Below are 25,294 nucleotides of genomic sequence, written 5' to 3'. Positions count from 1 at the left end.
CCATTCACGCCAAGGGGCTTCGTGCAAAGGTGGGTAGGCACGCGGGCCGCCAAGACGTACTTTACATGCATCGTCCTCAACCAAGGTCCGACCATGCGTCTCGCTCCGGTCACCGTCGCGTCTGTCCTCCTCGTGGCCACTGCTGGCTGCACCGTCCAGTCCGGCCCGCCGCTCCCCAGCCCGTGGGCCCTCACCTATCCCGACAGCACCCCCGTCTCGTCCGGTCGCGTGGTGCGTTTCGCGGGCAACTACGGGCTCCTGGGCCCCAGCCCGGCCGTGGTCTTCCATGACGTGAACGGGACGGTCACCGGCCAGATGCTGGTCTGGTACCGCCGGTATGACCCGGCTGAGGCCGGCGGGAAGTCCGCGGCCGACAGCATGGCACAGTGGAGCCGGATGCAGTCGGCCATGGCCGCCGATCGGGCCAAGTTCGACAGTACCTACGGATGCGTCTCGTGGGCCAAGGGATACCAGGAGGGGAAGGCGTGGGTCTGCCGGGTGCCGGAACAGCACGGTTCGGTCAACTGGGCCGCTGAACTGGCCCGCCTCGACTCGCTCGCCGGTGCCAGCCGGGCGGCCGAGCAGGCCGGTGGCCGGCGCGGCGATCCAGTGGTACCCCCGCCTCCCCCCACGAATCCCGGCGTGACGCAGATGCGGAAGCGTGACGGCACCTGCATGGACGGCGGCAACTGGTACATCCAGACTCGCGACACGCGGGGCGCCAGGACCATCACCTCGCCGCAACCCGGCATCGGGTGCCTGCCGCCGGACGGGCCGGCCAAGGCGTACGACCAGGCGGGATGGACGATGCTGAAGGAGTTCATCGCGGCAGTGAGATGACAGCGAGGCAGCGGATTCGGGGGGCAGGGCGGCAGTGGATGGTGTTGTCCACCCTGCTACTCTGCATCGCGTGCTCGGCGGGTCACAAGACCAGCACCGGGCGCACCGAGCGCGAGGCGGACAGCGTCATCGGGCAGTCGGCGCTCCCCGGCGCGTCCGGTGTGCAGAAGGCCATGGAGAGCCAGGACAGCGCCCGGGCGCGCGCGGCGGCGCTGGACACGGTGGGCGGCATCGAGTAGCGGTCCATCCGGGCAGACCTCCGGTTCTCGCTTTACCCCTTCCCCGCCATTGCCTACCTTAGAGGGGTCCCCGCCACCTAAGGCAGGTTTCCGTGAATCAGGCCGACCGCCCGACCGAGAGCAAGACGCTTTCGCGCGAGCTGTCGGTATTCCTGATCCAACTTTCCGTCGGGCTCCACAAGTACGGCACCTACCCCAAAGGGCACCCGGTCATCGAGCACGCCGCCAACGCGGTCTACAGCGGATTGTCGGCGCTGATGAGCAGCCGGGAGGCGCTGGCCATCGGCATCGCCCGCGACCAGCTGATTGTCGAAGGGGCAGCCACGGACACCGACAATGCGGTGCTCCGGGAGCTGGCCCAGCGGCTCCACCGCCACCAGCTCGGGGTGGTGAAGTTTCGGAAGGGCACATCCACCGAGGAGTTGCTCGAGTTTCTCCAGACGGTGAGCGCCGAGGCCAACCGGCAGGAAATGCCGTTCGGGCTGAGGCCTGCCGAGGAGCTCGACCGGTGGCCGAACATCGAGATCGTTCCGTTCACCTTCGAGCACCTGCAGATCGGCGGCGCCACCGAAGGAGCCGACCAGGGCCGTTCCTCGCAGCTCTGGCTTGGCCTCGCCTCCGCCGCCCTCCGGAAGGGGCGCGCCGGCGACATCGTTGAGCAGGACCCCGACCGCATTGCCAGCGCCATCAACACCCACAAGGAAGACAAGGCCTACGACCAGATCATCGTCGGCTACCTGCAGGAACTGGGGCGCGAGCTCCGGATGCGGGAGGGGGAGAGCTACGCGCAGTTGCAGAGCCGTGTGTCCCAGCTGCTCTCCTCGCTCGACCAGGAGACGGTCACCCGGCTCCTGACCGTGGGCGGCGACCTCGCCAGCCGGGAGAACTTCGTGGCCGACTTCGCGTCGAGCCTCCCGGTCAAGGCGGTGCTCGATCTGGTGCAGGCGGCCGCCTCGGCCCAGCAGCAGACGATCTCCCACTCGCTCCTCCGGATGTTGACCAAGCTGGCGGATCATGCCGACCAGGGCCAGACGACGGTGCGCGCCCACGCCGACGAGACCTTCCGCAACGCCGTCAACGACTTGCTCAACGACTGGACGCTGACGGATCCGAACCCCGACGCCTACACCGCGGTGCTCGACCAGTTGTCGCTGCCGAACGAGGCGGCGCCGGTCGCGCCCTCGGAAACGGAGCACCTGGCCGAAGCCCCCCGCATCCTCAAGATGGCGCTCGAGCTCGACGTCGTCGGGGAGGCGGTCTGGACGTCGCTGGCCAAGGTGGTCGAGGACGGGCGGCTGGACGAACTGGTGGAGTCGCTGGACAACGCGCCCGCAGATTCCCTGGCGGCGGAGACGATCTGGGTGCGGCTCGCCGACCCCGCCCTGATGAGCGCCATCCTCGAGCACGGCGACGCCCACCTCGACGCGGTCGAGCAGATCCTCGACAAGGTCGGGAAGTTCGCGATTGGCCCGATGCTCGACGCACTCGCGTCCACCGAGTCGCGCACCATGCGGCATCGCCTGCTCAACGCGCTGACCTCGCTCGGCGGGGCGGTCGGGCCGCCGGCGGTCGCCCGCCTCGCGGACGCCGAGTGGTTTGTGCAGCGCAATATCCTCATCGTGCTCGCGGCGCTGCCGGAGTGGCCCGCCAAATTCGATCCGGTTGTCTACGCCACCGCCGAGGATCCGCGGGTGCGTCGCGAGGCCATCAAGCTGATGATGGGTACCCAGCGGCCCGAGCTGCGGCTCCAGGGCGTGGTGCTGAGCCTCGCCGACCCGGATGACGCCGTGATGCGGATCGGACTCGCTGCCGCTCTCGAGGAGTGTCCGCCGTCCGCCGAGCCGGCGCTGGCCAAGCTGCTCGACCACGAAGACGAGGAGGTGCGCGTCCTGGCCATCCGGGTCTTCGGGACACTCCGCAGCCGCCGGGCGCGGGATCTGCTGCTGCTGCGCGTCCTCGCCAAGAAGAAATGGTGGCGGCGGACCCGGCTAAACCAGTCCAGTCCCGAGATGCTGGCGGCGCTCCGCGGGCTGGCCGCCACCTGGGCCCGTCACCCGGAGGTGGAGGTCGTGATGAACCTGGCCGCCCGCAACGCTGACCCCGATATCCGCACCGCGGCAGGACTGGCATGAGCAGCCCCGTCAAGTTTCTCACCTCGCTCGGCCAGGTGATGGCCACCATGGGGCTCTACAACGAGGGCCACCCCGCACGTGAACGGGTGCTGGACGACTCCTTCCAGGAACTGCAGGACATCCTGGCCGACACTGAGAAGCTGAAGTTCTCCTTCATCGGCGGCGACGTCGTCTTCGAGCGCCGCGTGGTGCGCGAACTCAAGGAATGGGATTGGGCGACGCGGCTGGCCGGGCTCGGCATCGAGCGTCTGGAAATCGACGGGACGGTCACGCGGCAGGACTACGAGCAGTTCCTGCGAGACACCTTCCAGCGGAGCCGGGGCGAGGTGATGGATACCGCCGAAGTGCGCCACCTGCGCGCCACCGGCATTCGCTACGGTACCCTGGCGCTCGACACCGGCGATGCGCTGGATGGCGTGCGGGAGACGCTGGCCACCGCGACCATCGCCTACTCGCTCCGCGACGACGTCGAGGCGATCCAGTGGATGCACAACCATGTGCAGAGCACGGGGGAACTGCCGCTCCTTGAGGCGGAGACCGTGGTGCGCTCCCTGGCCATCGCCATGCACAGCCAGTCCGAGATCATCCTGCCGCTGCTGCAGCTGAAGGAGTTCGACCAGTACACCACCACGCACTCCACCAATGTGTCGGTGCTCGCCATGGCCATCGGCGAGTACCTCGGCTTCAGCGGGCGGGAACTGCGGGTCCTCGGCGTGTCAGGACTCCTGCACGACCTTGGCAAGGTGAAGATTCCCCGCGAGATCCTGGTCAAGCCGGGGGGCTTTACCGACGAGGAGTTTGCCATCATGAAGGCCCACCCGAAGGAGGGGGCCAAGCTGATCCTGGAGCGCGACGTGCGGCTCGAGGTTCCGGCGGTGGTGGCGTATGAGCACCACATCATGCTCAACGGCGGCGGCTACCCCGCCTTCCACTTCGTGCGCGACACGCACTACGCCAGCCGCCTCGTCCATGTCTGCGACGTGTACGACGCGCTCTGCACCAACCGCCCCTATCGCGACGCCTGGAGTTCCGAGAAAGCGCTGACCTACATCGAGGAGAAGTCAGGGACGGACTTCGACCCGGTGTTCAGCCTCCCGTTCATCAAGATGATGCGGGCACGGGCGGTGCAGCGGCTGTCCGTCGAGGATCCCGAGGTGAGGGAAGGCGGGGCAGGGGGGCAGGCGGGCAGCGGGTCAGGTGGAGACGAATGACACTCCTGGCTATCGGGATGGCCGTGGTGTTTTGCGTGCTGAGCCTGCTGCATGTCGCGTGGGCGGTCGGGATTCGGGTGGGGCATGCGACGGCCATTCCGGAGCGGGAGGATGGGGAGCCGACCTTTCGCCCCGGCCCCGCCTCGACCTTCGCCGTCGCCGGGCTCCTCTTCATCGCCGCCCTCCTGGTGACCCAGCGGGTTGGCCTGGGACGCGGACTGATTCCCGCCGCCCTGGTCGTGCCCGGTTGCTGGGTACTCGCGGCCTCGTTCATCCTCCGTGCCATCGGCGAGTTTCGGTACGTCGGGTTCTTCAAACGGGTGCGCGGCACTGCGTTCGCGCGGATGGATACGCGGTACTACTCTCCGCTGGCGCTCCTCCTGGGCATTGGCGCCGCCTTGGTGGCGTACCATGGGGTCTGACCCAGGATCCCGAATCGCCGCCTCCCTGCCGGTGCCCCCGGCGCTCCGCGCCATGACTCCCGGTGACTTCCCCTCCGTCGCGGCCATCTACCGCGAGGGGATCGCGACCGGGCACGCCACCTTCCGGACCGAAGCGCCGACCTGGGAGGAGTGGAATGGCGGGCACCTCGCCCACTCCCGCCTGGTAGCCGTCGACGGGGAGCAGGTCCTGGGGTGGGCCGCCCTGAGCGGCGTCTCCGACCGCTGCGTGTATGGCGGCGTGGCCGAGGTCCAGGTGTACGTGGCCGCGGCCGCGCGGGGGAAGGGGGTCGGCTTGGCCCTCCTCACCGAATTGAGCGCCGAGTCGGAGCGGCATGGCATCTGGACTTTGCAGGCCGGCATCTTTCCCGAGAACGCCGCCAGCGTGGCCCTCCACGAACGGGCCGGCTACCGCTTGGTGGGACGCCGGGAGCGCTTGGGACAGATGGCGAGCGGGGTGTGGCGCGACGTGCTGCTCCTCGAGCGGCGGAGCCCCGTGGTTGGCCAAGGAGAGCGGACATGAGCGCGCGGGACCTGAGCAGGTTGCTGGCCGAAAATGTTGCACCGATCGCGGGTCGCGGCTCCTGGCATGGGGGCCCTACCGTGGTGGGTGCCCTCCGAGGGGTCTCGGTCCGCCAGGCGCTCTGGCGCCCGGCGCCCGGCCGCCATTCGATCTGGGAACTGGCACTGCACATTGCCTACTGGCATCATGTCATCACCCAGCGGCTTCGGGGAACGGCACGAGAGCCCTTTCCGCGCTGCCCCGCGGACTGGCCGGCCGTACCTGCCCGCGCCACGGAAGCGGACTGGAAGGCGGACCGGGCGCTGATTCGTGCCGCGCACCTGGAAGTCGCCGCGACGATCCGGGCCGTCCCTCCCTCGCAGTACGGGCGCCGTCCGTCGGGCAACCGCAAGTGGACGTTCGGCGAGACCATCCTTGGCGCCGCCCAGCACGAAGCCTATCACACCGGGCAGATCCAGCTGCTCAAACGCCTCTGGACCAGCCGCCCCTGAGGCGCGGTTCATGCTGACTTCATCCCGGCTTCGGGCGGAAGGTGGAGATTGTCCAGTGGACATCCTGCCACGGGAGGAATCATGCTCCGTCGCGCGCTCCTGGTTTGGGTGGCGCTCTGCCTGGTGGCGATTGCCAACGGGACGTTCCGACAGTATGTCCTCCTCCCGAGAGTCGGGGCGTACGTCGGGCACGTGCTGAGCAGTGTTGCCCTCTCCCTCCTCATCCTGCTCGTCGCGTGGCTCACGATTCGCTGGATCCATCCGACCACCGTGCCGGAGGCGTGGGCCGTCGGTGTGTGCTGGCTGGCCACGACGGTCGTCTTTGAGTTTGTGGCCGGGCACTACCTCTTCCACCATCCCTGGTCGAAACTCCTCGCCGACTACGACCTCCGGCAGGGTAGAATCTGGATCGTGGTCCTGGTCGCCACGCTCGTGGCGCCGAGATGGGCGGCGGGCGTTCGAGGTCTCTTCTCCTAAGTCTCCCCCATCCGCGAGGCAACGGGATGACCAGAGTGCGTATCCCGTTCCTCGCGGCGCTCGCCGTCGGCACGCTGGTGGGCACGGCGGCCTGTCAGGACGCCTCGGCCCCCGTCCCAGCCGTTGTGCCGGGGAATCCGGTGTCCCTGCGGGTCCTCTTCATCGGCAACAGTCTCACCTACTACAACAATCTTCCCGGCACGCTCAAGGGCGTGGCCCTGACCGCCGGCGACACCATCCACGTTGAGATGATCGCGAAGCCGAACTACGCGCTCATCGACCATATCACCAACAACAGCGGGGCCGTGGAGGCGATCAAGCGTGGTGGCTGGGACTTCGTGGTGCTGCAGCAGGGGCCCACGACCCTCCCGATCAACCGCGATTCGCTGGTGCTCTGGACCCGCATGTTCGACTCCATCATCCATCCGACCGGCGCGCGGACGGCGCTGTTCATGGTCTGGCCCCAAGGCGCCTCGGCGCAGGGCTTCGAGTCGGTGCGGATCGCGTACCAGGACGCGGCCAGCGCCGTCGATGGCCTCTTCCTTCCGGCAGGGGTGGCATGGCAGCTCGCCCTGCAGCGCGACGGGCTCGTCGGTCTCTACGGTCCGGACAACTTCCATCCCACGCCACTCGGGAGCTACCTGGCCGCGATCACCATCTACGGCAAGCTCACCGGCCACGACCCACGCGAACTCTCCGCGTACGCCTTCATGGACGGCGCGGCGCTCAACGTGCCGGCGGCCACCGTCTGGATGCTCAAGACGGCAGCCCACGACGCGGACGCGAAGTACTAGCGGAGCGTTTCCACGAACCTCAATTGTTGACGGACCAGCTGGCGCACCGCGGTTCCCCGGACCCGGGCCGGTGAGAATGTCGTAGCCAGCACCGCCTCGACCGCCGCCGCCTTGAACCCTTCCTGCGTGGCCGAGACCACGTGCATGGTCGACGCCTCCACCACCCCAAGCGTATCCACCACAAACTCGAGCATCACGATGCCGGTGATGCCGGCCCGTTCGAGAACCGGCGGGTACACGAGGTGGCCGGCCGTGAGGACGCGAACCGGTTCATCCACCTCGGCGGCGGCCCATGCCCCCGATGTCGCCGGGCCCTCGAGCCAGGTCGGGGGGCCGATCCCGATTGCGGAACCGGCGTTCGGGCTTCCCCCAGTCGCGGCGATGCCTGCCGGCAGCGGAAGTCCGACCGGCACGCCGACTGGCAGCGGGAGGCTCGCATCGACTGGCGCTTCAGGGAGCCCGCCGTTGCCGGGAGGCGGGACAGCCCCGACGGGGGCGGGCAGGGACGGGAGCGCGGGGATGTAGATCATCTGGTCGATCGGCGCTCCAACCCCGGGGCCCGTGGTGACCTGTGCCGTGAGCAGCACGGCGGTGGCGATGAGGCCGCCGTGCACCAGAACGGAAAGCAGCGCATGGGTCGGCGAGGCTTCGGAACCGGCCGAAGAGGCGGGGAGAATCTCGAACATGGGGGCGCTCCTGATGAGAGGTGCCTCCACGATGGCACGCCGACCTGACAGCAGCCTCGGCAGGCGGATGACAATTCGGTGACGATGGGATGAGCCCTTGCCACCCCTCCCCCGAGCCGCCGCTCGGCGATAGGTTGGGTGTATGCTCCTCAACTCCTCCCGCCAGCGGCGCGTACCGTCGAACGACCTCGGCTTCGGGAGCGTGGTGTCACGTGAGAGCAGGCGACGCCTCCTCAACCGAGACGGCAGCTTCAACGTCGCGCGCGAGGGGATTCCCTGGTACAGCTCGATGTCGGTGTACCACACCCTGGTCGGCACCTCCTGGACCCGTTTCCTCGGGCTCGTGACCCTGGGTTACCTGGCGGCCAACCTGATGTTTGCCTTCGCCTACTATCTGCTCGGCCCGGCGGCACTGCACGGACCGGCGGAGGTCCCGGCCGCCGACCGCTTCCTGCAATCCTTCTTCTTCAGTGTGCAGACCATTGCCACCATCGGGTATGGGGTGGTGAGTCCCGCCACCCTGCCGGCCAACATCCTGGTGGCGGCGGAATCGGTCGCGGGTCTCGTCGGGTTTGCGCTCGTCAGTGGCATCACCTTCGCGCGTTTCGCACGTCCTGTCGGGCGCTTCATCTTCTCGGAGCACGCGGTCGTGGCCCCGTACCAGGGCGGGCGAGCGCTGATGATCCGGACCAGCAACGCCCGGCAGAATCAGATCCTTGACGTGCACGCCCGAGTGCTGCTTGCCCGCCGGACCCGGGACGGTGGAGCGGTACGCGAGTTCTTCGAACTCCCGCTGGAGCGCTCCGAGGTGGCCTTCTTCCCGCTCATGTGGACGATCGTGCACCCGATCACCGAGACCAGCCCGCTCTGGGGGGACGACGCCGAGTCGTTGCAGTCCTGCGACCCCGAATTCATCGTGCTGCTCTCCGGGGTGGACGAGACGTTCAGCCAGACGGTCTTCGCGCGCACCTCCTACCGCGGCGACGAAGTCCGCTTCGGGGCGCGCTTCGTGGATGCCTTCGATCGGGCCGCCACCGACGGGATTCTTCGCGCGGACGTGCGGCTGCTGAGCAAGACTGCTCCTGCCAGCCTCGACCAGGGGGGCGCATGAATGACAAGGTGGTGCTGGCCGATGCGTTGTCGGCCATCGCCGAGCATTGGCGGCCCGTGGTCGTCGGCGCGTTGAACGGCCAGGAGGTCAAGCTCGCCAAGTTCTGCGGTACCTTCCCATGGCACCATCATGACGATGCCGATGAACTGTTCCTCGGTGTCGAAGGCACTTTCCGCGTCGAGTTCCGCGACCGGGCGGTGACTCTCGACCCCGGGGAGTTCCTGATCGTTCCCCGAGGCGTGGAGCACCGCACGGTGGCCGATACCGAAGCGTCGGTGCTGCTCTTCGAGCCGGCCGGGGTGCGAAACACGGGGAACGTGCTCGACCCCCATTTCACAGCGCCGGAGCGTGTTCGCGGGGAGGGCACGTGACCTCCCTCCCCTTCTTCCCGCTGGCGCTCGCCTTCTGCCTGCTCGGTGCCTGCGTGATCGTGCAAGCCTCGATGATCGTCCTCCTGATGCGGTGGTACGGCACGCTCCGGACGCCGCGGCCGTTCCCGCTCCTGCGTAGTGCCTGGCTGCTGGTCCGCGTGGCATGGTGGGTGGTCATCGCGCACCTCGTCCAAATCGCCATGTGGGCCCTGGCCTACATCTGGATCGGGGCCCTGCCGGAGCCCATGGTCGCGTTCTACTTCAGTGGAGTGACCTATACGACGGTCGGCTACGGCGATGTGCTGCTCCCGGACCGGTGGCACCTGCTCGCGGGAATCGAGGGGCTCACCGGCATCCTGATGGCGGGGTGGTCCACGGCCATTCTGTTCGCGATCCTGCACCGACTCCTCCTCCCGGCGGAGCACGCCCACGCTCCGAAGCCGGGAGTCCGGCCATGACCTTCCTCGCGCTCTTCGTGGCCATTGTTTTTCTCTACAGTCTCGTCTCCGAGCGTGTGGAACGGGTCGCGACGGCGCCCGTCGTCTTTACCATGGCCGGCCTGCTGCTGCCGGTCGTCGTCCCGGAATTCAACGCCTCGGGATTCGAGCTCACCCGGTTCCTGTGGGTCGCGGAAGCCGGGCTTGTGCTGCTCCTCTTCACCGACGCGACGCGCACCGATCTCTCGCTCCTCCGGAAAATCCGGGATCTGCCGGCCCGGCTGCTCGGCCCGGGCCTGTTGCTGACCATCGCGCTCGGCGCTGTCGTCGCCGTCTTCATCTTCCCCAACCTGTCGATCTGGGAGGCGTGTCTCGTCGCCGTGATCCTGGCGCCGACCGATGCGGGATTGGGGCAGGTGGTGGTCGAGAGCCCGCGCGTGCCGGCGCGGATACGCCAGGCCCTCAACGTGGAAGCGGGGCTCAACGACGGTCTATCGGTCCCCTTCCTGCTCTTCTTTCTCGCGATGCTCGAGGCGGGCGGCGGCAGCACCGACGCCACCCTCACCCGGTTCATTGGGCTGCAGTTGGGGTTGGGCGCACTGCTCGGCCTTGGCATTGGCCTGGGAGGCGGCTGGTTGCTGCAGCGCGCCAGTCGGGCCGGTTCCTTGACGGAGTCGTTCGCCCCCCGTGGACTGATCGCCCTCCCCTTCTTCTGCTTTGTCGGCGCGGAGCGGCTCCAAGCCAGCATGTTCATCGCCGCGTTCGTGGCCGGGCTCGCTGCCCAGCGGATGTTCCCCGGGGCGGGGAAGCATGCCGTGGATTTCTCCGAACAGTCGGGCCAGGTGCTGAACCTCGCCGTCTTCTTTCTCTTCGGCTTGGCCATCGGACGCTCGCTGGATCTGCTGTCGCCGATCTACTTCTTGTACGGCATCCTCAGCCTGACCGTCATCCGGATGCTGCCGGTGGCCGTGGCGCTGCTCGGCGCTCGCCTGCAACGCGCCACGGTGGTCTTCATGGGGTGGTTTGGTCCGCGCGGGCTTGCCTCGATCGTGCTCGGGCTCCTCGTGGTCGAGCGCGAACTTGGCACCCCGGGCGACCCGACCATCCGCGGGGTTGTGGTGGCAACGATTCTGATGAGCATCGTCCTGCACGGCGTGTCGGCGCAGCCGGGGATCGCGTGGTACGCAGGCAAGGTGCGCGCTTTTCCGCCGGGCGTCCCCGAGCTCGCTGAATGAGGTCGTTTGTGATCCGCAATTTGCCGCGCTCCTACCGCAGGCTCCTGCTGCTCGTGCTCTCGCTGCCGGTCCTGCTCGTCGTGCTGGGGCTGGTCTACCAGCTCGGCATGTTCTACCTCGAGGGACAACCCCGGAGCCTCCTCGACAGCATTGAATGGGCGGCGGAGAGCCTGACGACCACCGGCTACGGACGGGACATGCACTGGGTCCATCCGATGATGGTGGCCTACGTGGTCGCCGTCCAGTTCGTGGGCACGATGCTGATCTTCCTCGTCTTTCCGGTCTTCCTCATTCCGTTCTTCGAGGAACGCTTCGAGGCGCGTCTGCCACGGGTGCTCCCGCCCATGGCGGGCCGGGTGCTCATCTATCGGTATGGACCGGCGGTCACCTCCCTCCTCGACCTGCTCGACCACGAGGGGGTGGAGGCCGTGGTCTTCGAGGAGGACGAGGCCACGGCGCGGCGCCTGCGGGAGCGCGGGCTCGAGGTCGTGTTCGGCAATCTCCGCGAGGAGGACCCCGACCTGTCCAAGCTGGTTGGCGCACGCGGACTGGTCCTCAACGGCGAAGACGACTACAACGCCGCGATGACCCTGAACGCCCGGTACTACGGCTACACGGGCAAGATCGTCGCCATGGTGCAGGATCCGAATCGGCGGCCGCCGATGGTGCGGGCCGGCGCCACCACGGCGTTTACTCCGACCCACGTGCTCGCGGCCGCGCTCGCCGCGCGCGCCAGCATGAAGATCAGTCCCCGCGTCGCCGGGGTCCGGCACCTGGGCGAACACCTGGAGGTCGCCGAACTCCGGGTCCACGCGGCAAGCCCCTTTGCCGGGAAGACCATCGGCGAGGCCCGCATTCGCGAACAGACCGGCGCCACCATCATCGGGCTCTGGGTTGGCGGTGTTCTCTCCGCCCAGCCAAAGCTCGACAGTCGCCTCAACGTCGGCACCATCATCGTCGCCATCGGCAGCCACACCTCGATCGACCGGCTCGGCGCCCTGGCCACGCCGGTGCCCAGGGAAGGCGCCTTCCTCGTCGTCGGCGACACCGAGATTGGGCGGAAGGTGTCGGAGTTTCTCCGCGACGCGGGGGAAACCGTGCGTCTGCTCGCATCGGCGCCGGCGCCCGGGGTGGATGTGGTGGGCGACCACCTCGACAACAAGGTCCTCGAGCAGGTCGGCGTCGGCGGGCTGCAGGGAATCATCCTGGCGCTCGACTCCGACAGCGGGACGCTTTTCGCCACGGCGGTCATGCGGAGCCTCTCACCCGATGCGATGATCATGGCCGGGGTGCGCCAGGCGGAGAACGTGGCCCGGATTCACCGCGCCGGTGCCGACTTTGCGCTGTCGATGAGCCAGGTGGCGGGGCAGCTGCTCTCCTACCACCTCCTCGGGCAATCGGCGGTGTCGCTCGAAGGGAAGATCAAGATCGTGGCCACGGCGGCGGGGAATTTCGTCGGCCGGCCGCTGCTCAAGCATTGGATCCGGGACCGGACCGGCTGCTCCGTTGTTGCCGTGGAGCGGGGCGCGGTGATCATCGTGGACTTCGACGAGACCTTCGAGGTGCGCGACGGCGACATCGTCTACCTCAGCGGCACCAATGAGACGATCCAGGCCTACTTCGAGATGTTTCCGGCGACGCGGGAAATCCGGATCCCGACACTGCACACCGGGCTGGTGGATGACTCGGGCGCGGCCGCACCGCGAAGCATCGACCTCGACCTGAAGCGGTGACAAGATGAGGGCGACGCCACGAGGCGGCTGGATTGCCGGCCTGCTCCTCCTGACCCTGGGGGCGCGTTCCGCAGATCCGGGCGTCGGCACGCTGCGGTTTGCGCGGGCGATGGAGGCTCCTCGCGCCTCCCACTCGGCGTCGCCGCTGGCGGATGGCACCATCCTCGTGGCGGGAGGGATGGGCGGCGAGGGACAGCCGGTGGCGGGCGCGGTTCGGTTCGATCCGGCCAGCAACCGCTTCAAGGTGACCGGCCCGATGCGGACCCGGCGATTCAGCCATTCCGCGACGGTGCTCCCCGATGGCCGAGTGCTCCTGGCCGGAGGGTACGCCGAGTCGGGAGCCTACCTGTCATCGGCCGAGATCTACGACCCCACCACTGGTCGGTTTACCCCGACCGGCCCGCTCGGGACGCCGCGCGCCGACCATGTCGCGGTCCTCCTTGCCGACGGCCGCGTGCTCCTGATCGGCGGGGTTTCGAGGGGTTGGCTCTTTCTCGCCAGCGCCGAGATCTTCGACCCGGCGACGGGCCGCTTCTCGCCGACGGGGAGCATGAGCGTGCCCCGCGAAAGTCACGTGGCCGTGCGGCTGTCGGATGGACGGGTGCTTGTGGCCGGGGGCCACAGCGGGCGGGGCACCCAGATCACCATCTACGCCAGCGCCGAAGTGTTTGATCCCGCCGCCGGCACATTTGCCGGCACCGGCGAGATGACCATCCCCCGGCACAAGCACGATGGCGTGCTCTTGCCGGACGGACGGGTCCTGATCAACGGCGGGGCCGACCAGCGGGACGATGAGGGCACCTTCAAGAGCACCGAGTTCTATGACCCGGACACGGGACGATTCGCGGCCGGGGGCGACATGCACCTGGCCCGGTACAAGCATCGCGGGACGTCGCTCGTCCTTCCGTCGGGGAAGATTCTGATTGCCGGCGGGGCTGAGCACTCCGAGGTTTTCGATCCAGAGACCAGCCGCTTTGCGATGGTCGGCGGGAGCCCCCGAATGCCCGGTCAGTTTTCCGCGGCGGCGCTGCTCCCGGGCGGGGGCGCGCTGATTTCCGGCGGCTACGGGAGAGGGCAGGGGCCCACCAATCGCGCCTGGCGCTACGTTCCGTGACGGCTCCCGATTTGACATTGCCGCCGAAGGGCGCAGATTCCTCTCATACCCCCTGTGCACGCGTGTGGACCCATTTGACTCCGGTCGTCAGCCCCCGGCGGCTCCTGACCGTGCCTGGGGCGAGGCGGTCCGCGGTGGACCAGCGATGGGCGCCCGGTTGATCGACGCGCCGTACCAGTGTGTGTATTTTGCAGTGGCAGGTGCCATTCTCTCGCGGTGGGGTTGACCGTACCTATGGACATGGAAATCCGAATGGCCAGGCTCCGCGTCGAATTCGCGGAACACTACCCGCCGCTCAAGCCGGGGGAATGGATGCCGGCCGCCGAGGTCGGGGCCCGCATGCTCTTCTGGCATCTGGAACTGGCGGGCACCATTCCGCTCGGCGACCGGCTGCTGCCGGAGGAGCATTTCGAGTTTCGGGGCGGATGGACGCGGGGGGGCGCCTCGCCGCTTCGCACCCGCGCCTACGACGCCGCCTCGGTGGAGCCGCGCCGGGAGGCGACTGGCTGACCCGACGGGGCGGCGCCGTGTGGGCGCCGCTATATTGCACTGCCAAGGATCGATTGTTCACTCCGCTTCATCGAGGTCGACACGATGTCCGAGACCCCCCAACTCACGCCCATCACCGTGGAACGCCTGCTCGAGGAACTCCACAACATCAGCGACATGCGGGCCAAGGGTGAAATGAATGCCGACCAGTTCGAGGCGCGCTTTGCGCGCATGATCGGGGAGCTCCGCGATCGCCGGATCGACGCGTCGCGCGCCGACATCCTCCAGGCGCTGGCTCCCCTCGCCACCGACGGCACCCTCCGCCCCGAAGAACATTATCGGCTGACCAAGAAGCTTGGGCTGGTGTGATCGAGCGCCCTCTGGGTCCCGGCGCTCCACGCGTGCCCCCGGTTGGTTTCGGGGGCATGCCGCTTTCTACCGCCGGCCGTCCCGATGAGTCCGAGGGTGTCCGCGTCATCCACGCCGCCCTCGATGCCGGGGTCCGGCTCCTCGATACCGCCGATGTCTACTGTCTCTCCGACGAGGACCTCGGGCACAATGAGCGCCTGATGGCCAGGGCGCTCCGGGAATGGAACGGGCCGCGCGACGAGGTGATCGTGGCCACCAAGGGGGGGATGACGCGCCCGCAGGGCAGTTGGGATCGCAATGGCCGCCCCGAGCACCTCCGGCGCGCCTGCGACCGATCCCTCCTGGCGCTGGGCGTCGACCGGATCGACCTCTACCAGTACCATGTCCCCGACCCGCGGGTCCCGTTCGCGGAAAGCGTGGGAATGCTCGCGGAGCTCCAGCAGGCCGGGAAGATCCGCTGGATCGGGCTGTCGAACGTCTCCGTCGACCAGGTCAACGCCGCGCGGCGTCACGTCGAGGTGGTGACGGTGCAGAACCGCCTGAACCCGTACTTCCGGGAGGCGCTCACGGAGGGCGTGGTGGCGCACTGCGAAAATCTCGGCATCGGCTTTCTCGCCTACAGCCCTGTCGGCGGCGGCCGCCTCAACAAGAAGCTGCCGGGGCACCCGGTGGTGAAGTCGATCGCGGATCGCCGAGGCGTCTCCCCGCATGCGGTGGTGCTGGCCTGGGTGTTGGAGCAGGCGTCCAACGTGATCGTCATTCCCGGGGGCCGGACTGTGCCGCATGTGCTCGACAGTGTGGCCGCCGGGGAGCTGCGGCTTGATCCGCAGGAGATGCGCGACCTCGACGAAGCGGAGTTTGACAGAAGCTGACCGGCGGAGGAAGGAGAAAGAGCCAAGTCCCTTTCTGCTTCCGCTTCCATTTATATTTGCCCCCATGCCTCCCACCCGCCGCCAGACCGTCACGACCCGCATCGGGTCAGTCAGTGTCGGCTCCTGTCACCCCATTGTCGTCCAGTCGATGACCAATACCGACACCGCCGACGTCGTCGGGACGGTGCGGCAAGTGGCCGCCCTCGCCCGGGCGGGCAGCGAGCTGGTGCGGGTGACGGTCAACACCGAGGAGGCGGCGCGCGCGGTCCCGGAGATTGTCGAGGGGCTCGACCGGATCGGTGTCGCCGTGCCGGTCATCGGCGATTTCCATTACAACGGGCACATTCTCCTCACCAAGTACCCTGCCTGCGCTGCCGCGCTTGCCAAGTACCGCATCAACCCGGGCAACGTCGGGGGGAAGCGCCGCGACGAACACTTCCGCGCCATCATCGAGGTCGCCCTCCGGCACGACCGCCCTGTGCGGATCGGGGTCAACTGGGGCTCGCTCGACCAGGCGCTGCTGACGGAATTGATGGATGCCAATCACCGGCTGGCGGTGCCGCGCGAGGCGCGGGCGGTCACGCTCGACGCCATGGTGGAAAGCGCCGTTCGATCGGCGGCGCTCGCCGAGGCGACGGGAATGGCCCACGACCGGATCATCCTCTCCGCCAAGGTGTCGGCGGTGCAGGACCTGGTGGACGTCTACCGACTCCTGGCCGAGCGGGGCGATTACCCGCTGCACCTTGGCCTGACCGAAGCCGGCCTCGGCACCAAGGGGATCGTGGCCAGCACCGCCGGACTCGCCATCCTCCTGCAGGAGGGAATCGGCGACACCATCCGCGTGTCTCTCACCCCCGCCCCTGGCGGCGACCGCACCGAAGAGGTGCAGGTGGCGCAGCAGATCCTCCAGTCGCTCGACCTCCGCAGCTTCACGCCGCAGGTCACCAGCTGCCCGGGATGCGGGCGCACCACCAGCACCTTTTTCCAGTCGATGGCGCAGGACATCGAGCGCTATCTCCGCGCCCAGATGCCGGTCTGGCGCGAGGCGCGCCCCGGCGTCGAGTCGATGCGGGTCGCGGTGATGGGCTGCGTCGTGAACGGGCCGGGCGAGTCCAAGCACGCCGACATCGGGATCTCGCTGCCCGGCACCGCGGAGGACCCGCGGGCGCCGGTGTATGTGGACGGGCAGTTGCGCGTCACCCTCAGCGGCGACCGCATCGTGCCCGAGTTCCTGGCGCTGCTGGAGGAGTACGTCGAGCAGCGGTACGCTCCCGCCGAACCGGTCGCCCGCTAGATGCGGGGCAGGGAAGGGCTGGCCCTCCTGGCCCTGGTGTTCGCGCTGACCGCGAGCCCGGGACTCGCGGCCCAGACCCCCGGGGTCGGCGACGCCGCGCCGGTACTCTCTGTCCACGATCTGGACGGGCGGCCGGTCGACCTCGGCCAGTGGATCGGCAAGGAGCCGGTCTTCCTGCAGTTCTGGGCGACCTGGTGCACCTCGTGCGCTGCGCTGGAGCCGGCGGTCGAGGCCGCCAAGGCGGCCTATGGCGGGGAGGTCCAGTTCATCGGCGTCAACATTACCGTCGGCGACCCCCGCGATTCAGTGCGTGCCTGGGTGGCGCGCCACAACCCGCCGTGGCTGGTTCTCTACGACGACCAGGGGGCAAGCCAGCGTGCCTACGATGTCGCGGAAACGTCCTACGTGGTCATCATCGACCGCGCCGGCCGCATTGTCTATACTGGGGTTGGCGGGAAGCAGTCCTTCGGGGCCGCCCTCCGCCGAGCCACTGCCAAGTAACTCGATCGAGGTCCATCCATGAAGTCTCTATTCGGTTCGCTCGTGATCCTCGCCCTGGCCGTCGGCCCAATTGCCGCGCAAGACTCGTCCGCCGCCACACTGGGGCCCGCCACGGCCATCCTCGTCACCGGCCCTGAACCCGGTATGAAGGCGGTGGACTTCACGCTCCCCTGGGCCGACAAGAACGGTATCGGCTCGTCGGAGGATCCCTTCTCGCTGGCGGCGCTCAAGGGGCAGGTGGTGGTGCTCGCCTTCTACCCCCAGGACTTCACCTCCGGCTGCACGGCGGAGATGCGGACCTTTGCCGACAAGTACGACGTGCTGTTTGCGGGGGCGGTGGTGGTGGGGATCAGCATCGACAGTCTCGAGACCCATGTCCGCTTCGCCCAGAGCCTCGGGCTGCCGTTCAAGCTTCTCTCCGATCCCAGGCAGCGGGTCGCGGCCAAGTATGGGGCCAAGGGCTCCGGGGCCCAGATGCGCCGGGTCGTGTATGTCATCGGGAAGGACGGGAAGGTGGCCTGGCGGGAAATGCAGTTCAACGCCACCGACCCGAAGGGCTACGATCGCCTCCAGCAGGCGATCGCCAACGCCGGAGGGAAGTCGTGACCCCACGACGGATACTGCCGGCTCTGGGCCTTCTGGGCGCTCTGGCGACATCCGCCCCCGCCCAGGATGCCGCCGGGAGCGGGTACGTTTGGGCGTTCCGGGACGTCAGCTTCTCGGCCTGCGTCGACTTCCTCATGGACAGGGAGGCGGCCGAGAAGCAGCTCGCGGCCGGCTTCCAGGTCATTCCCGCCAGCAGCTTCACGCCGCTCTCTCCGGCGCTGAGCCGCGAAGTGGAGGGCGATTCCGCCAAGAGTGCCATGATTCCGGCACAGTTCTGCATCATTGAGGCGCCCGCCATGACCTCCGGGGACGCCCTCTATTCCCCCACCAACAAGATGGGGATGCAGGAGGCAGTGGGGTATTGGGGCATCGCCGCCACCCGCGCCGGAAGTGCGCCGACCTTCGACCGCTGGTTTGTGGCCGGCTACTGGACCAACGACTGGCGGGTGCAGAAGAAGACTCAGGCGGCGTTCATCCCGGTCAAGGTGTTCAAACGGAAGTTCGTGCCCGTCCCCGAGACCAGCCGCCAGAGCTACTCGGTGAGTATCGGGAAGACTGCCATTTCCTGGACCGGGGAGATGGTTGGTCGGGACTCGACCGCCGACACCGAAGCGGGGTCCACTTCCCAGATGTTTGAGGGCAGGCGGACCATCAATTGGAATGCGACGGTCCACACCTCCCCGCGATGGACCCGCACCCTCCCCGGGGTGTTCCATGTGGAGGGCAAGGACGACCTGGCCAAGGCCCTCAAGGGGTCCCCGATCCGGATGTTCGGGCCGATGCAGTGGGGCGGGGAAGCCCGGATCGAGTTCTACCGCTAGCCTCCCTCTGGCGCTCCGCGGGAAGGGGGGTAGGTTAGCCCCTCCCCCGCAGGGAGCAGCCATGTCCACCCTCGTCCACCAGCGGATCGTCCTCGAACGGTACGGCGCCAGCACCTACGCCAAGGTCTTCCTCCCGGCCGGCAGTCTTCCCTTGGGGAAGAGCGTTCCCGTGACCGTGAAGGTCGGTGGGAAGCGCTTCAAGACCCGTGGCTGGAGCTTCAGCAGCGGGGCAGGGGTGACCCTCCCCGAACGTATCGTGAAGGAGCTCGGCCTTCGCGCAGGTCAGGAGCTGGACCTGGAACTGCTGGACTGAATTTCGGTTCTCCACAGACCGTTATGCGATGGGCCCCGGCGACACCACGATTGAGGTGCTCCGGGGCCTCTTTATGCATCATTTACGCATGTTCCCGCCCCGGTAACGACACTGTCACCAGTCTATTTTCCACATATTATCCGACGTTCTAAGTGATGTTAATAATAAAGTTAAGAGTTCCACTTAAAGTGGAAAGTTAACTACACCTCTAGTGCTTTGTCCTGCAATGACTAAAGTCGGGGTTTCCACGCTTTCCACGCCGGAATTGAGGGAAAGTTTACCCATTCCACACCCGCGTGGATAATCCGCGAACCCGCCAACTGGCGTCCGCCGAACCCGCTGTTGGAAGGTGGATATGATATATGAACATCATCCCCAAATGGGGATATCAGGGCCGGGCTGGCAGGCCGGAGGAGTCCATCGCGGGATGGTCGGAAATCGGTCAGCTGGGCGGATGTGGAAAACCGGAAGGGGGCAAGTCCTGCCGGTTGATGTCTCGGCACGAGCCGGGCTCACTCGAGTGCCCTGACTCCCCGCCTCCCTGCCTCCCTGCCTCCCCGCTGTCCCACCCCGCCTCGATCGGTTAGAATCCACCAGCAGCCCTCCGGACCCCAACCCCGAGCCGTTTCTTGCCGACCTCCTCCATCCGCCGGACCAAGATCGTCGCCACCCTCGGCCCAGCCTGGTGCCATCCCGATCGGATGGTCCAGCTGCTCGATGCCGGGGTCAACGTCGTCCGGGTCAATGCCTCGCACGGAACACCGGAGTTGAGGGGAAAGTGGATTCGGGATCTGCAGCGGGTCCGGAAGGGCCGGAAGAGCCCCGTCGCCATCCTGGTGGACCTGCACGGCCCCCGGATCAGGGTGGGGCAGCTGGCGGAGCCGTTGGAGCTCGCCCAGGGGCACTCGGTCACCTTCGCGCCTGAGGGGGTTGCGACGGGGACCGAAATTCCCACCACCTACGCCGGCCTCGCGCGGGACATGCACCCCGGCTCCAAGATCCTCCTCGACGACGGTCTCCTCTCGGTCGAGGTCACCGGCGTCCGGGGGGACCGGGTCGACGGTGTGGTCCGGTATGGCGGGCTGCTGCGGGCCAACAAGGGGATGAACCTTCCGGGCGTCGATGTCAGCGCGCCCGCGGTGACGGAGAAGGACCAGGAGGAGGTGGCGCATGCCATCGAGCTCGGCGTCGACTACATCGGCGTCTCCTTCGTCCGGCGGGCCGAGGAGTTGAACCAGCTCAGGACCATGGTCCCCAAGCGGATCCAGCTGGTGGCCAAGATCGAAAAGGACACCGCGCTGCGGCACCTGGAGTCGATTCTCGATGCCACCGACGCCGTCATGGTGGCCCGGGGCGACCTCGGCGTCGAATTGCCCTTCGAGGAGGTGCCCCTGGTCCAGAAGCGCCTCATTCGGGAGGCCAACCTCCGCGGCAAGCCGGTCATCACCGCCACCCAGATGCTCGAGTCGATGGTCAAGGCCCCGCGGCCGACCCGCGCGGAGGCGTCCGACGTGGCCAATGCCATCCTGGACGGAACAGATGCCGTCATGCTGTCCGCTGAGACGGCGGTGGGTGATTACGCCCTGGAGGCGGTGCAGGCGATGGATCGAATTGCCCGCGAGGTCGAGAGCCACCGGACGGGGCGGAGCGCCGCCTTCGACCTGGCGGTGGGGCGGCGAAGCGGCGGAGGGGGCAACCGGTTCGAGGCGCGGGAGGCCCGGACCGAGGACGCGATCGCCGTGGCAGTCTGTGCCGCCGCGGAACTGCTCCACACCCGCGTCATCACCTGCTTCACGTCGAGCGGCTTCACCGCGCGCACCGTGGCCTCGTTCCGCCCCTCGGTCCCGATCGTGGCGGTTACGCCGGAACCCGACACCTATCGTGCGCTCGCGATGGTCTGGGGGGTGACGCCCGTGCTGGTCGACCGCGTCCCTAATTACGATGCGATGATCCTCGTGGCCCGCGCGGCGCTCCTGGACCAGGGGCTCGTGGAAGAGGGCGACAGGGTCGTGGTGACCGCCGGCGTGCCCTTCGACATGCCGGGCACCACCAACCTTCTCAAGATCGAGACCGTGTAGCGGAATGCGCCTGACCTTCCTCGGCACCGGCACATCCTTTGGCGTGCCGCAGGTCGGCTGCGGGTGTGCTGTCTGTCGGTCCGATGACCCACGCGACCGCCGCACCCGCACGGGGGCGCTGCTCCGGTCCGGCGACACGACACTGCTCCTCGACAGCCCGCCGGAACTCCGGCTGCAACTCCTCGGGCAGGGGGTCTCCACGCTTTCGGCCGTGCTCTACACCCACGAGCATGCCGACCACACCGCCGGGATCGACGACCTTCGGATCTTCACGATCCGGAGCAAGCGTCACCTCCCCATCTACGGCCCCCCTGAGACGCTGGAACGACTGGCGTCGTCCTATCGCTACATCTTCGACCCCGGCGTCACCGCCTTCGAGGGAACCTCCAAGCCGCATCTCGAGCCGCATCCGCTCGAACCCGGCGTGGCGACGTCCGTGGCGGGGATCCCGGTCCTCCCGCTGGCCTTCCCGCACGGCCATCTTCGGGTATACGGGTACCGGTTCGGCCCGCTCGCGTACCTGACCGACGTGAAGGAGGTCGGGACGGTGGAGCAGGCGGCGCTGCAGGGTGTCGAGGTCCTGGTCCTGAACGCCCTCTGGTGGCGGCCGCATCCGACGCACATGAGCATTGACGAGGCGGTGGCGCTCTCCCGCGCGCTCGGGGCGAAGCGGACCTACTTGACCCACCTGACGCACGAGACGGGACATGCCGAGCTGGCGGCACGGCTTCCGGCAGGCGTGTCGCCCGCGCACGACGGACTGACTGTGGAGGTCTCCCCATGAAGCTGCACTACGGCAGGGTCATCCAGGATCGCCTCGACGGCGAGCACGGCCTGCCACGGCGTCGATTGGACGAACTTTGCCGCCGGTTCGCCGCCATCCAGGCCGAGGTGCGGGAGCGGCAGGCGGCCGGAGAATACGGCTTCTACGGCCTGGCCAGGCAGGCGAAGACCGTCCGCCAGATCGCGGCGTTCGCCGAGGGGCTCGGGCAGGCTTACGACCATGTGCTGGTGCTCGGCATCGGCGGCTCCGCCCTCGGCGCGCGGGCCCTGCTCTCGGCGCTGCGCCCCCCCGCGTGGAATGAACTCGACGACGAGGGGCGCGAGTTCTTCCCCCGGCTGACGCTGCTGGACAACGTGGATCCCACCTCGGTGGGCGCGGCGCTCCGGCGCATCGACCCGCGGCGCGTCCTGGTCAACGTGATCAGCAAGTCGGGAGGGACCGCCGAGACGCTGGCGCAGTATCTCGTGGTCCGGAAATGGCTCGACGACGCGCTCGGTGGGGCTGCCAGCCGGCACCTGGTGTTCACCACCGACCCCGAGAAGGGTGCCCTCCGGGCGCTGGCCGCCAGTGAGGGGATTGCCACGCTCGAGGTCCCGCCCGATGTCGGCGGCCGCTTCAGCGTGCTCTCGCCGGTCGGGCTGCTGCCGGCGGCGCTGGTGGGCATCGACATCGCCGCCCTCGTGCAGGGGGCCGCGCGTGCCGTCGCCAAAGCCGAGGCGACGGAGCTCATCGAGAACCCGGCCGCGCTGTATGCGGGGCTGCACTGGGCGGCGGATACGCAGGTCGGTGCCCGGGTGCACGTGCTGATGCCCTACAGCGACCGGCTGCGCGACGTGGCGGAGTGGTTTCGCCAGCTCTGGGCGGAGAGCCTGGGCAAGCGGCTGGACCGGGAGGGGCAGGTGGTCCATACCGGTCCTACCCCGGTCGCCTCCGTCGGAGCCACGGACCAGCACTCGCAGGTGCAGCTGTACATGGAAGGGCCCTTCGACAAGCTGATCACCTTCGTCACCGTCTCGGATCCCGGTGAGGATGTGCTGATTCCCGAACTGGATGGGATGCCGGAGGAGGTCGCCTGCCTCGGCGGGCAGACGCTGGGGGGCTTGCTGCGGGCCGAGTACGAGGCCACCTCCGCGGCGCTTGCGCAGATGGGCCGAATGAACTGCACGGTCGCGCTCCCCAATCTTTCGCCGGAGTCGGTGGGGGAACTGCTGATGTTCTTCCAGCTGGCCACCGGGTACGCCGGATGCTGGTACGGGGTCAATCCCTTCGACCAGCCCGGTGTGGAGCTCGGCAAGCGCCTCACGTTCGGGGCGCTCGGCCGGGTCGGCTTCGAGCCGCCGGCGGCTCCAGTGGATCCCGACGCGGACACGGCCTGAACCAGTTTGGCGCTGAGGCGGTCGGCGGTCTAGATTTTGCCATCCGCCCCTGTTCCCACTTACGAGGACGACATTCGTGACTGACCACGTGCAACAGGCTATTGAACTCTTTGGCGGCGCGGTGACCCAGGGGCCGGTCGGCGTCCGGCTGTCGAACGCCGCTGCGCTGCGCGGCCCGGCCACAGACGCCCTGGTGCGGCAGGCGGTCTTCGGTGATGAGCCGGAGCGCGAAGCGGCCCGATGGCTCCTCTGGGAGCTGGGGCAGGCCACCGGGGCCCGGCCGGCCTCCATCCACGACCTGTACCTGGCCCGGGGCCGTGGCGAGTGCGCCGGGTTCACCGTCCCGGCCATCAACGTGCGGATGCTGGCCTACGACATGGCACGGGCCGTCTTCCGGGCGGCGCTGGCGGGCAAGGCGGGGGCCATCATCCTCGAGATCGCCCGGAGCGAAATCGCCTACACCGCCCAGCGCCCGGACGAATATGTGGCGGTGATCATCGGCGCGGCGCTGCGCGAGGGCTACACCCTCCCGCTCTTCATCCAGGGCGACCACTGCCAGGTGAACGCGAAAAAGTATGCGGCCAGCCCCGAGGGCGAGGTGGGGGAAGTCAAGAAGCTCATCGCGGAGGAGGTGGCGGCCGGGTTCTACAACATCGACGTGGACACCTCCACGCTGGTGGACCTCGCGCGGCCCACGCTCGAGGAGCAGCAGCGCGACAATTTCGAGCGCTGCGCGGAGATCACGGCCTTTATCCGGGAGCGGGAGCCGGAGGGGATCACCGTCTCGGTGGGCGGCGAAATCGGCGAGGTGGGTCACAAGAACAGCACCGTGGAGGAGCTCCACGCCTTCATGCGCGGCTGTCGGACCACCCTGGCCCACCTCGGCGTCGGGGAAGGGCTGAGCAAGATCTCGGTCCAGACGGGGACGTCACACGGCGGGGTGGTCCTTCCCGACGGCAGCATCGCCGCCGTGAAGCTCGACCTCGAGGCGCTCGCCGCGCTGAGCCGGGTGGCTCAGCAGGACTACGGCATGGCGGGCGCGGTCCAGCACGGGGCCAGCACCCTGCCGAGCAACGCCTTCGGGAACTTCCCGCGGGTGGAGGCGTGTGAAATCCATCTCGCCACCAATTTCCAGAACATCATCTACGATCACCCGAAGTTTCCGGCCGAACTGCGCGCGCGGATGTACGCGTGGGTGGACGCGAACGCGCAGGGCGACCGGGGGCCGAAGGATTCGGACGAGCAGTTCTACTACAAGGCGCGCAAGAAGGCCATCGGGCCGTTCAAGGAGGAGTGCTGGTCGCTGCCCCAGGCGGTGCGCGATGCGATCGCCGCCGACCTGGAGAGCACGTTCCGGTTTCTCTTCGAGCAGTTGAACGTCAACGGCACCGACACCCTGGTGGACCGGTTCATTCATGCGCCGGTGCAGCATCATGCCTCGCTGGAGAAGGTGTCGGTCTCCGCCGAGGACGACCCCGACGCGGGAGAATGACATGGCACGACATGAGGACGACGAAGTGGTCTACGTGAGAGAAGACGGCGGTTCCGGCGTGAAGTGGTTCCTGGCCGGGGCGGCGCTGGGCGGTGCGCTTGCGCTGCTCTTCGCCCCGCACAGCGGTGAGCACACGCGGCGCATCATCCAGCGCAAGGCGCGCGACCTGCGCGATCTCGCCGAGGACGGGCTCGAGGACCTGGGGGAGCGGTTCGAGGAGGGGAAGGATCGGGTGCGTGACGAGGCGGAGCGGGTCCGGGACGCGGTGCGAGACCGGGTGGACGACGTGCGGGAACGGGCCAGTGACGCGCGGGATGCCGTCCGCGGCGCCGGCCACTCCGCGCGGGAGGAACTCGAGCGGCGGCTGGCCGACGCGCGGGTCCGCCGGCGCGCAGCCGCGATGGCCGACGACGAGGAACCGGTCATCTGAACCAGAAACAGATTCGCGGCTGGCATGGCTCGTTC

The 25,294-nt window shown here is 68.1% G+C and carries 29 protein-coding genes; 28 read left to right on the top strand and 1 reads right to left on the bottom strand.

Going from position 1 to position 25,294, the window contains the following annotated elements:
* From R2910_11575 to R2910_11535, 9 genes are all read left to right on the top strand, one after another.
* The coding region (locus R2910_11575) for a hypothetical protein (protein ID MEZ4413616.1) at positions 1-840 on the top strand (840 nt) is incomplete at its 5' end.
* A gap of 44 nt (positions 841-884) precedes the next feature.
* Positions 885-1,079, top strand: coding sequence for a hypothetical protein (locus tag R2910_11570; protein ID MEZ4413615.1), 195 nt, complete (start codon positions 885-887; stop codon positions 1,077-1,079).
* A 92-nt stretch (positions 1,080-1,171) separates the two neighbouring features.
* Positions 1,172-3,211 carry a hypothetical protein gene (locus R2910_11565; protein MEZ4413614.1) on the top strand — a complete coding sequence of 680 codons (2,040 nt, stop codon included), beginning with the start codon at positions 1,172-1,174 and terminating at the stop codon, positions 3,209-3,211.
* A complete protein-coding gene (locus R2910_11560) occupies positions 3,208-4,422 on the top strand; it encodes an HD domain-containing protein (GenBank protein MEZ4413613.1) in 1,215 nt (404 codons plus the stop codon). Before R2910_11565 ends, R2910_11560 begins: the two co-directional genes overlap by 4 nt.
* Positions 4,419-4,844 (top strand): DUF3995 domain-containing protein, encoded by a 426-nt coding sequence (locus R2910_11555; protein ID MEZ4413612.1) that lies wholly within the window; start codon positions 4,419-4,421, stop codon positions 4,842-4,844. The genes R2910_11560 and R2910_11555 overlap by 4 nt, the downstream gene beginning before the upstream one ends.
* Positions 4,834-5,385: an N-acetyltransferase family protein gene (locus R2910_11550; GenBank protein MEZ4413611.1), complete on the top strand. Its 552-nt coding sequence runs from the start codon at positions 4,834-4,836 to the stop codon at positions 5,383-5,385. The genes R2910_11555 and R2910_11550 overlap by 11 nt, the downstream gene beginning before the upstream one ends.
* Entirely contained in the window at positions 5,382-5,876 is a 495-nt protein-coding gene (locus R2910_11545) for a DinB family protein (protein MEZ4413610.1), read from the top strand. Before R2910_11550 ends, R2910_11545 begins: the two co-directional genes overlap by 4 nt.
* Positions 5,877-5,957: 81 nt before the next feature.
* Entirely contained in the window at positions 5,958-6,353 is a 396-nt protein-coding gene (locus R2910_11540) for a hypothetical protein (protein ID MEZ4413609.1), read from the top strand.
* A 26-nt stretch (positions 6,354-6,379) separates the two neighbouring features.
* The gene (locus R2910_11535) at positions 6,380-7,147 is read left to right on the top strand and encodes a hypothetical protein (GenBank protein ID MEZ4413608.1); all 768 of its coding nucleotides are present in this window, start codon (positions 6,380-6,382) and stop codon (positions 7,145-7,147) included.
* On the opposite strand, the gene R2910_11530 is transcribed toward R2910_11535, so the two are convergent.
* Entirely contained in the window at positions 7,144-7,833 is a 690-nt protein-coding gene (locus R2910_11530; protein MEZ4413607.1) for a TonB family protein, read from the bottom strand. The genes R2910_11535 and R2910_11530 overlap by 4 nt on opposite strands.
* Before the next feature lie 142 nt (positions 7,834-7,975).
* Between R2910_11530 and R2910_11525 the strand changes: the two genes are divergently transcribed.
* The 19 genes from R2910_11525 (at position 7,976) to R2910_11435 (ending at position 25,259) form a co-directional block, all read left to right on the top strand.
* Complete coding sequence (locus R2910_11525) at positions 7,976-8,944, top strand: ion channel (protein MEZ4413606.1); 969 nt, start codon at positions 7,976-7,978, stop codon at positions 8,942-8,944.
* Positions 8,941-9,315: a cupin domain-containing protein gene (locus tag R2910_11520; GenBank protein MEZ4413605.1), complete on the top strand. Its 375-nt coding sequence runs from the start codon at positions 8,941-8,943 to the stop codon at positions 9,313-9,315. Before R2910_11525 ends, R2910_11520 begins: the two co-directional genes overlap by 4 nt.
* A complete protein-coding gene (locus tag R2910_11515; GenBank protein ID MEZ4413604.1) occupies positions 9,312-9,773 on the top strand; it encodes a potassium channel family protein in 462 nt (153 codons plus the stop codon). Before R2910_11520 ends, R2910_11515 begins: the two co-directional genes overlap by 4 nt.
* Positions 9,770-10,987, top strand: a complete 1,218-nt coding sequence (locus R2910_11510) for a cation:proton antiporter (GenBank protein ID MEZ4413603.1) — start codon at positions 9,770-9,772, stop codon at positions 10,985-10,987. Before R2910_11515 ends, R2910_11510 begins: the two co-directional genes overlap by 4 nt.
* Positions 10,988-10,995: 8 nt before the next feature.
* Positions 10,996-12,720, top strand: coding sequence for an NAD-binding protein (locus R2910_11505; GenBank protein ID MEZ4413602.1), 1,725 nt, complete (start codon positions 10,996-10,998; stop codon positions 12,718-12,720).
* A gap of 4 nt (positions 12,721-12,724) precedes the next feature.
* Positions 12,725-13,834 carry a kelch repeat-containing protein gene (locus tag R2910_11500; GenBank protein MEZ4413601.1) on the top strand — a complete coding sequence of 370 codons (1,110 nt, stop codon included), beginning with the start codon at positions 12,725-12,727 and terminating at the stop codon, positions 13,832-13,834.
* Between the two features lie 252 nt (positions 13,835-14,086).
* The gene (locus R2910_11495; protein ID MEZ4413600.1) at positions 14,087-14,344 is read left to right on the top strand and encodes a hypothetical protein; all 258 of its coding nucleotides are present in this window, start codon (positions 14,087-14,089) and stop codon (positions 14,342-14,344) included.
* Positions 14,345-14,428: 84 nt separating this feature from the next.
* The gene (locus R2910_11490) at positions 14,429-14,692 is read left to right on the top strand and encodes a hypothetical protein (protein MEZ4413599.1); all 264 of its coding nucleotides are present in this window, start codon (positions 14,429-14,431) and stop codon (positions 14,690-14,692) included.
* On the top strand, positions 14,689-15,564 hold the full coding sequence (locus R2910_11485) for an aldo/keto reductase (protein MEZ4413598.1): 876 nt from the start codon (positions 14,689-14,691) through the stop codon (positions 15,562-15,564). Before R2910_11490 ends, R2910_11485 begins: the two co-directional genes overlap by 4 nt.
* 64 nt (positions 15,565-15,628) lie before the next feature.
* Positions 15,629-16,858, top strand: a complete 1,230-nt coding sequence (gene ispG / locus R2910_11480) for a flavodoxin-dependent (E)-4-hydroxy-3-methylbut-2-enyl-diphosphate synthase (GenBank protein MEZ4413597.1) — start codon at positions 15,629-15,631, stop codon at positions 16,856-16,858.
* Complete coding sequence (locus R2910_11475; GenBank protein ID MEZ4413596.1) at positions 16,859-17,359, top strand: TlpA disulfide reductase family protein; 501 nt, start codon at positions 16,859-16,861, stop codon at positions 17,357-17,359.
* An 18-nt stretch (positions 17,360-17,377) separates the two neighbouring features.
* Positions 17,378-17,965 (top strand): peroxiredoxin, encoded by a 588-nt coding sequence (locus R2910_11470; GenBank protein MEZ4413595.1) that lies wholly within the window; start codon positions 17,378-17,380, stop codon positions 17,963-17,965.
* Positions 17,962-18,786: a hypothetical protein gene (locus R2910_11465; protein ID MEZ4413594.1), complete on the top strand. Its 825-nt coding sequence runs from the start codon at positions 17,962-17,964 to the stop codon at positions 18,784-18,786. The genes R2910_11470 and R2910_11465 overlap by 4 nt, the downstream gene beginning before the upstream one ends.
* Before the next feature lie 61 nt (positions 18,787-18,847).
* Positions 18,848-19,099 (top strand): hypothetical protein, encoded by a 252-nt coding sequence (locus R2910_11460; protein ID MEZ4413593.1) that lies wholly within the window; start codon positions 18,848-18,850, stop codon positions 19,097-19,099.
* A gap of 629 nt (positions 19,100-19,728) precedes the next feature.
* The gene (pyk, locus tag R2910_11455) at positions 19,729-21,177 is read left to right on the top strand and encodes a pyruvate kinase (protein ID MEZ4413592.1); all 1,449 of its coding nucleotides are present in this window, start codon (positions 19,729-19,731) and stop codon (positions 21,175-21,177) included.
* A 4-nt stretch (positions 21,178-21,181) separates the two neighbouring features.
* Entirely contained in the window at positions 21,182-21,961 is a 780-nt protein-coding gene (locus R2910_11450) for an MBL fold metallo-hydrolase (protein ID MEZ4413591.1), read from the top strand.
* Positions 21,958-23,337: a glucose-6-phosphate isomerase gene (locus R2910_11445; GenBank protein MEZ4413590.1), complete on the top strand. Its 1,380-nt coding sequence runs from the start codon at positions 21,958-21,960 to the stop codon at positions 23,335-23,337. Before R2910_11450 ends, R2910_11445 begins: the two co-directional genes overlap by 4 nt.
* Before the next feature lie 76 nt (positions 23,338-23,413).
* The gene (locus R2910_11440; GenBank protein ID MEZ4413589.1) at positions 23,414-24,829 is read left to right on the top strand and encodes a class II fructose-bisphosphate aldolase; all 1,416 of its coding nucleotides are present in this window, start codon (positions 23,414-23,416) and stop codon (positions 24,827-24,829) included.
* A gap of 1 nt (position 24,830) precedes the next feature.
* Positions 24,831-25,259, top strand: a complete 429-nt coding sequence (locus R2910_11435) for a YtxH domain-containing protein (GenBank protein ID MEZ4413588.1) — start codon at positions 24,831-24,833, stop codon at positions 25,257-25,259.
* Positions 25,260-25,294 lie beyond the last annotated feature (35 nt).

The sequence above is a fragment of the Gemmatimonadales bacterium genome (assembly GCA_041390145.1).
Lineage (GTDB): Bacteria > Gemmatimonadota > Gemmatimonadetes > Gemmatimonadales > GWC2-71-9 > SPDF01.
The sequence above is the reverse complement of the archived record's forward strand: the minus strand, read 5'-3'. Positions and strand labels throughout refer to the sequence as shown.

Excerpts from the sequence above, each read along its gene's own strand:
- R2910_11560 (MEZ4413613.1), top strand. The coding sequence starts at position 3,208 with ATGAGCAGCCCCGTCAAGTTTCTCACCTCGCTCGGCCAGGTGATGGCC.
- R2910_11555 (MEZ4413612.1), top strand. The coding sequence starts at position 4,419 with ATGACACTCCTGGCTATCGGGATGGCCGTGGTGTTTTGCGTGCTGAGC.
- R2910_11550 (MEZ4413611.1), top strand. The coding sequence starts at position 4,834 with ATGGGGTCTGACCCAGGATCCCGAATCGCCGCCTCCCTGCCGGTGCCC.
- R2910_11545 (MEZ4413610.1), top strand. The coding sequence starts at position 5,382 with ATGAGCGCGCGGGACCTGAGCAGGTTGCTGGCCGAAAATGTTGCACCG.
- R2910_11540 (MEZ4413609.1), top strand. The coding sequence starts at position 5,958 with ATGCTCCGTCGCGCGCTCCTGGTTTGGGTGGCGCTCTGCCTGGTGGCG.
- R2910_11535 (MEZ4413608.1), top strand. The coding sequence starts at position 6,380 with ATGACCAGAGTGCGTATCCCGTTCCTCGCGGCGCTCGCCGTCGGCACG.
- R2910_11530 (MEZ4413607.1), bottom strand. The coding sequence starts at position 7,833 with ATGTTCGAGATTCTCCCCGCCTCTTCGGCCGGTTCCGAAGCCTCGCCG.
- R2910_11525 (MEZ4413606.1), top strand. The coding sequence starts at position 7,976 with ATGCTCCTCAACTCCTCCCGCCAGCGGCGCGTACCGTCGAACGACCTC.
- R2910_11520 (MEZ4413605.1), top strand. The coding sequence starts at position 8,941 with ATGAATGACAAGGTGGTGCTGGCCGATGCGTTGTCGGCCATCGCCGAG.
- R2910_11510 (MEZ4413603.1), top strand. The coding sequence starts at position 9,770 with ATGACCTTCCTCGCGCTCTTCGTGGCCATTGTTTTTCTCTACAGTCTC.
- R2910_11500 (MEZ4413601.1), top strand. The coding sequence starts at position 12,725 with ATGAGGGCGACGCCACGAGGCGGCTGGATTGCCGGCCTGCTCCTCCTG.
- R2910_11495 (MEZ4413600.1), top strand. The coding sequence starts at position 14,087 with ATGGCCAGGCTCCGCGTCGAATTCGCGGAACACTACCCGCCGCTCAAG.
- R2910_11490 (MEZ4413599.1), top strand. The coding sequence starts at position 14,429 with ATGTCCGAGACCCCCCAACTCACGCCCATCACCGTGGAACGCCTGCTC.
- ispG (MEZ4413597.1), top strand. The coding sequence starts at position 15,629 with ATGCCTCCCACCCGCCGCCAGACCGTCACGACCCGCATCGGGTCAGTC.
- R2910_11475 (MEZ4413596.1), top strand. The coding sequence starts at position 16,859 with ATGCGGGGCAGGGAAGGGCTGGCCCTCCTGGCCCTGGTGTTCGCGCTG.
- R2910_11470 (MEZ4413595.1), top strand. The coding sequence starts at position 17,378 with ATGAAGTCTCTATTCGGTTCGCTCGTGATCCTCGCCCTGGCCGTCGGC.
- R2910_11460 (MEZ4413593.1), top strand. The coding sequence starts at position 18,848 with ATGTCCACCCTCGTCCACCAGCGGATCGTCCTCGAACGGTACGGCGCC.
- R2910_11450 (MEZ4413591.1), top strand. The coding sequence starts at position 21,182 with ATGCGCCTGACCTTCCTCGGCACCGGCACATCCTTTGGCGTGCCGCAG.
- R2910_11445 (MEZ4413590.1), top strand. The coding sequence starts at position 21,958 with ATGAAGCTGCACTACGGCAGGGTCATCCAGGATCGCCTCGACGGCGAG.
- R2910_11435 (MEZ4413588.1), top strand. The coding sequence starts at position 24,831 with ATGGCACGACATGAGGACGACGAAGTGGTCTACGTGAGAGAAGACGGC.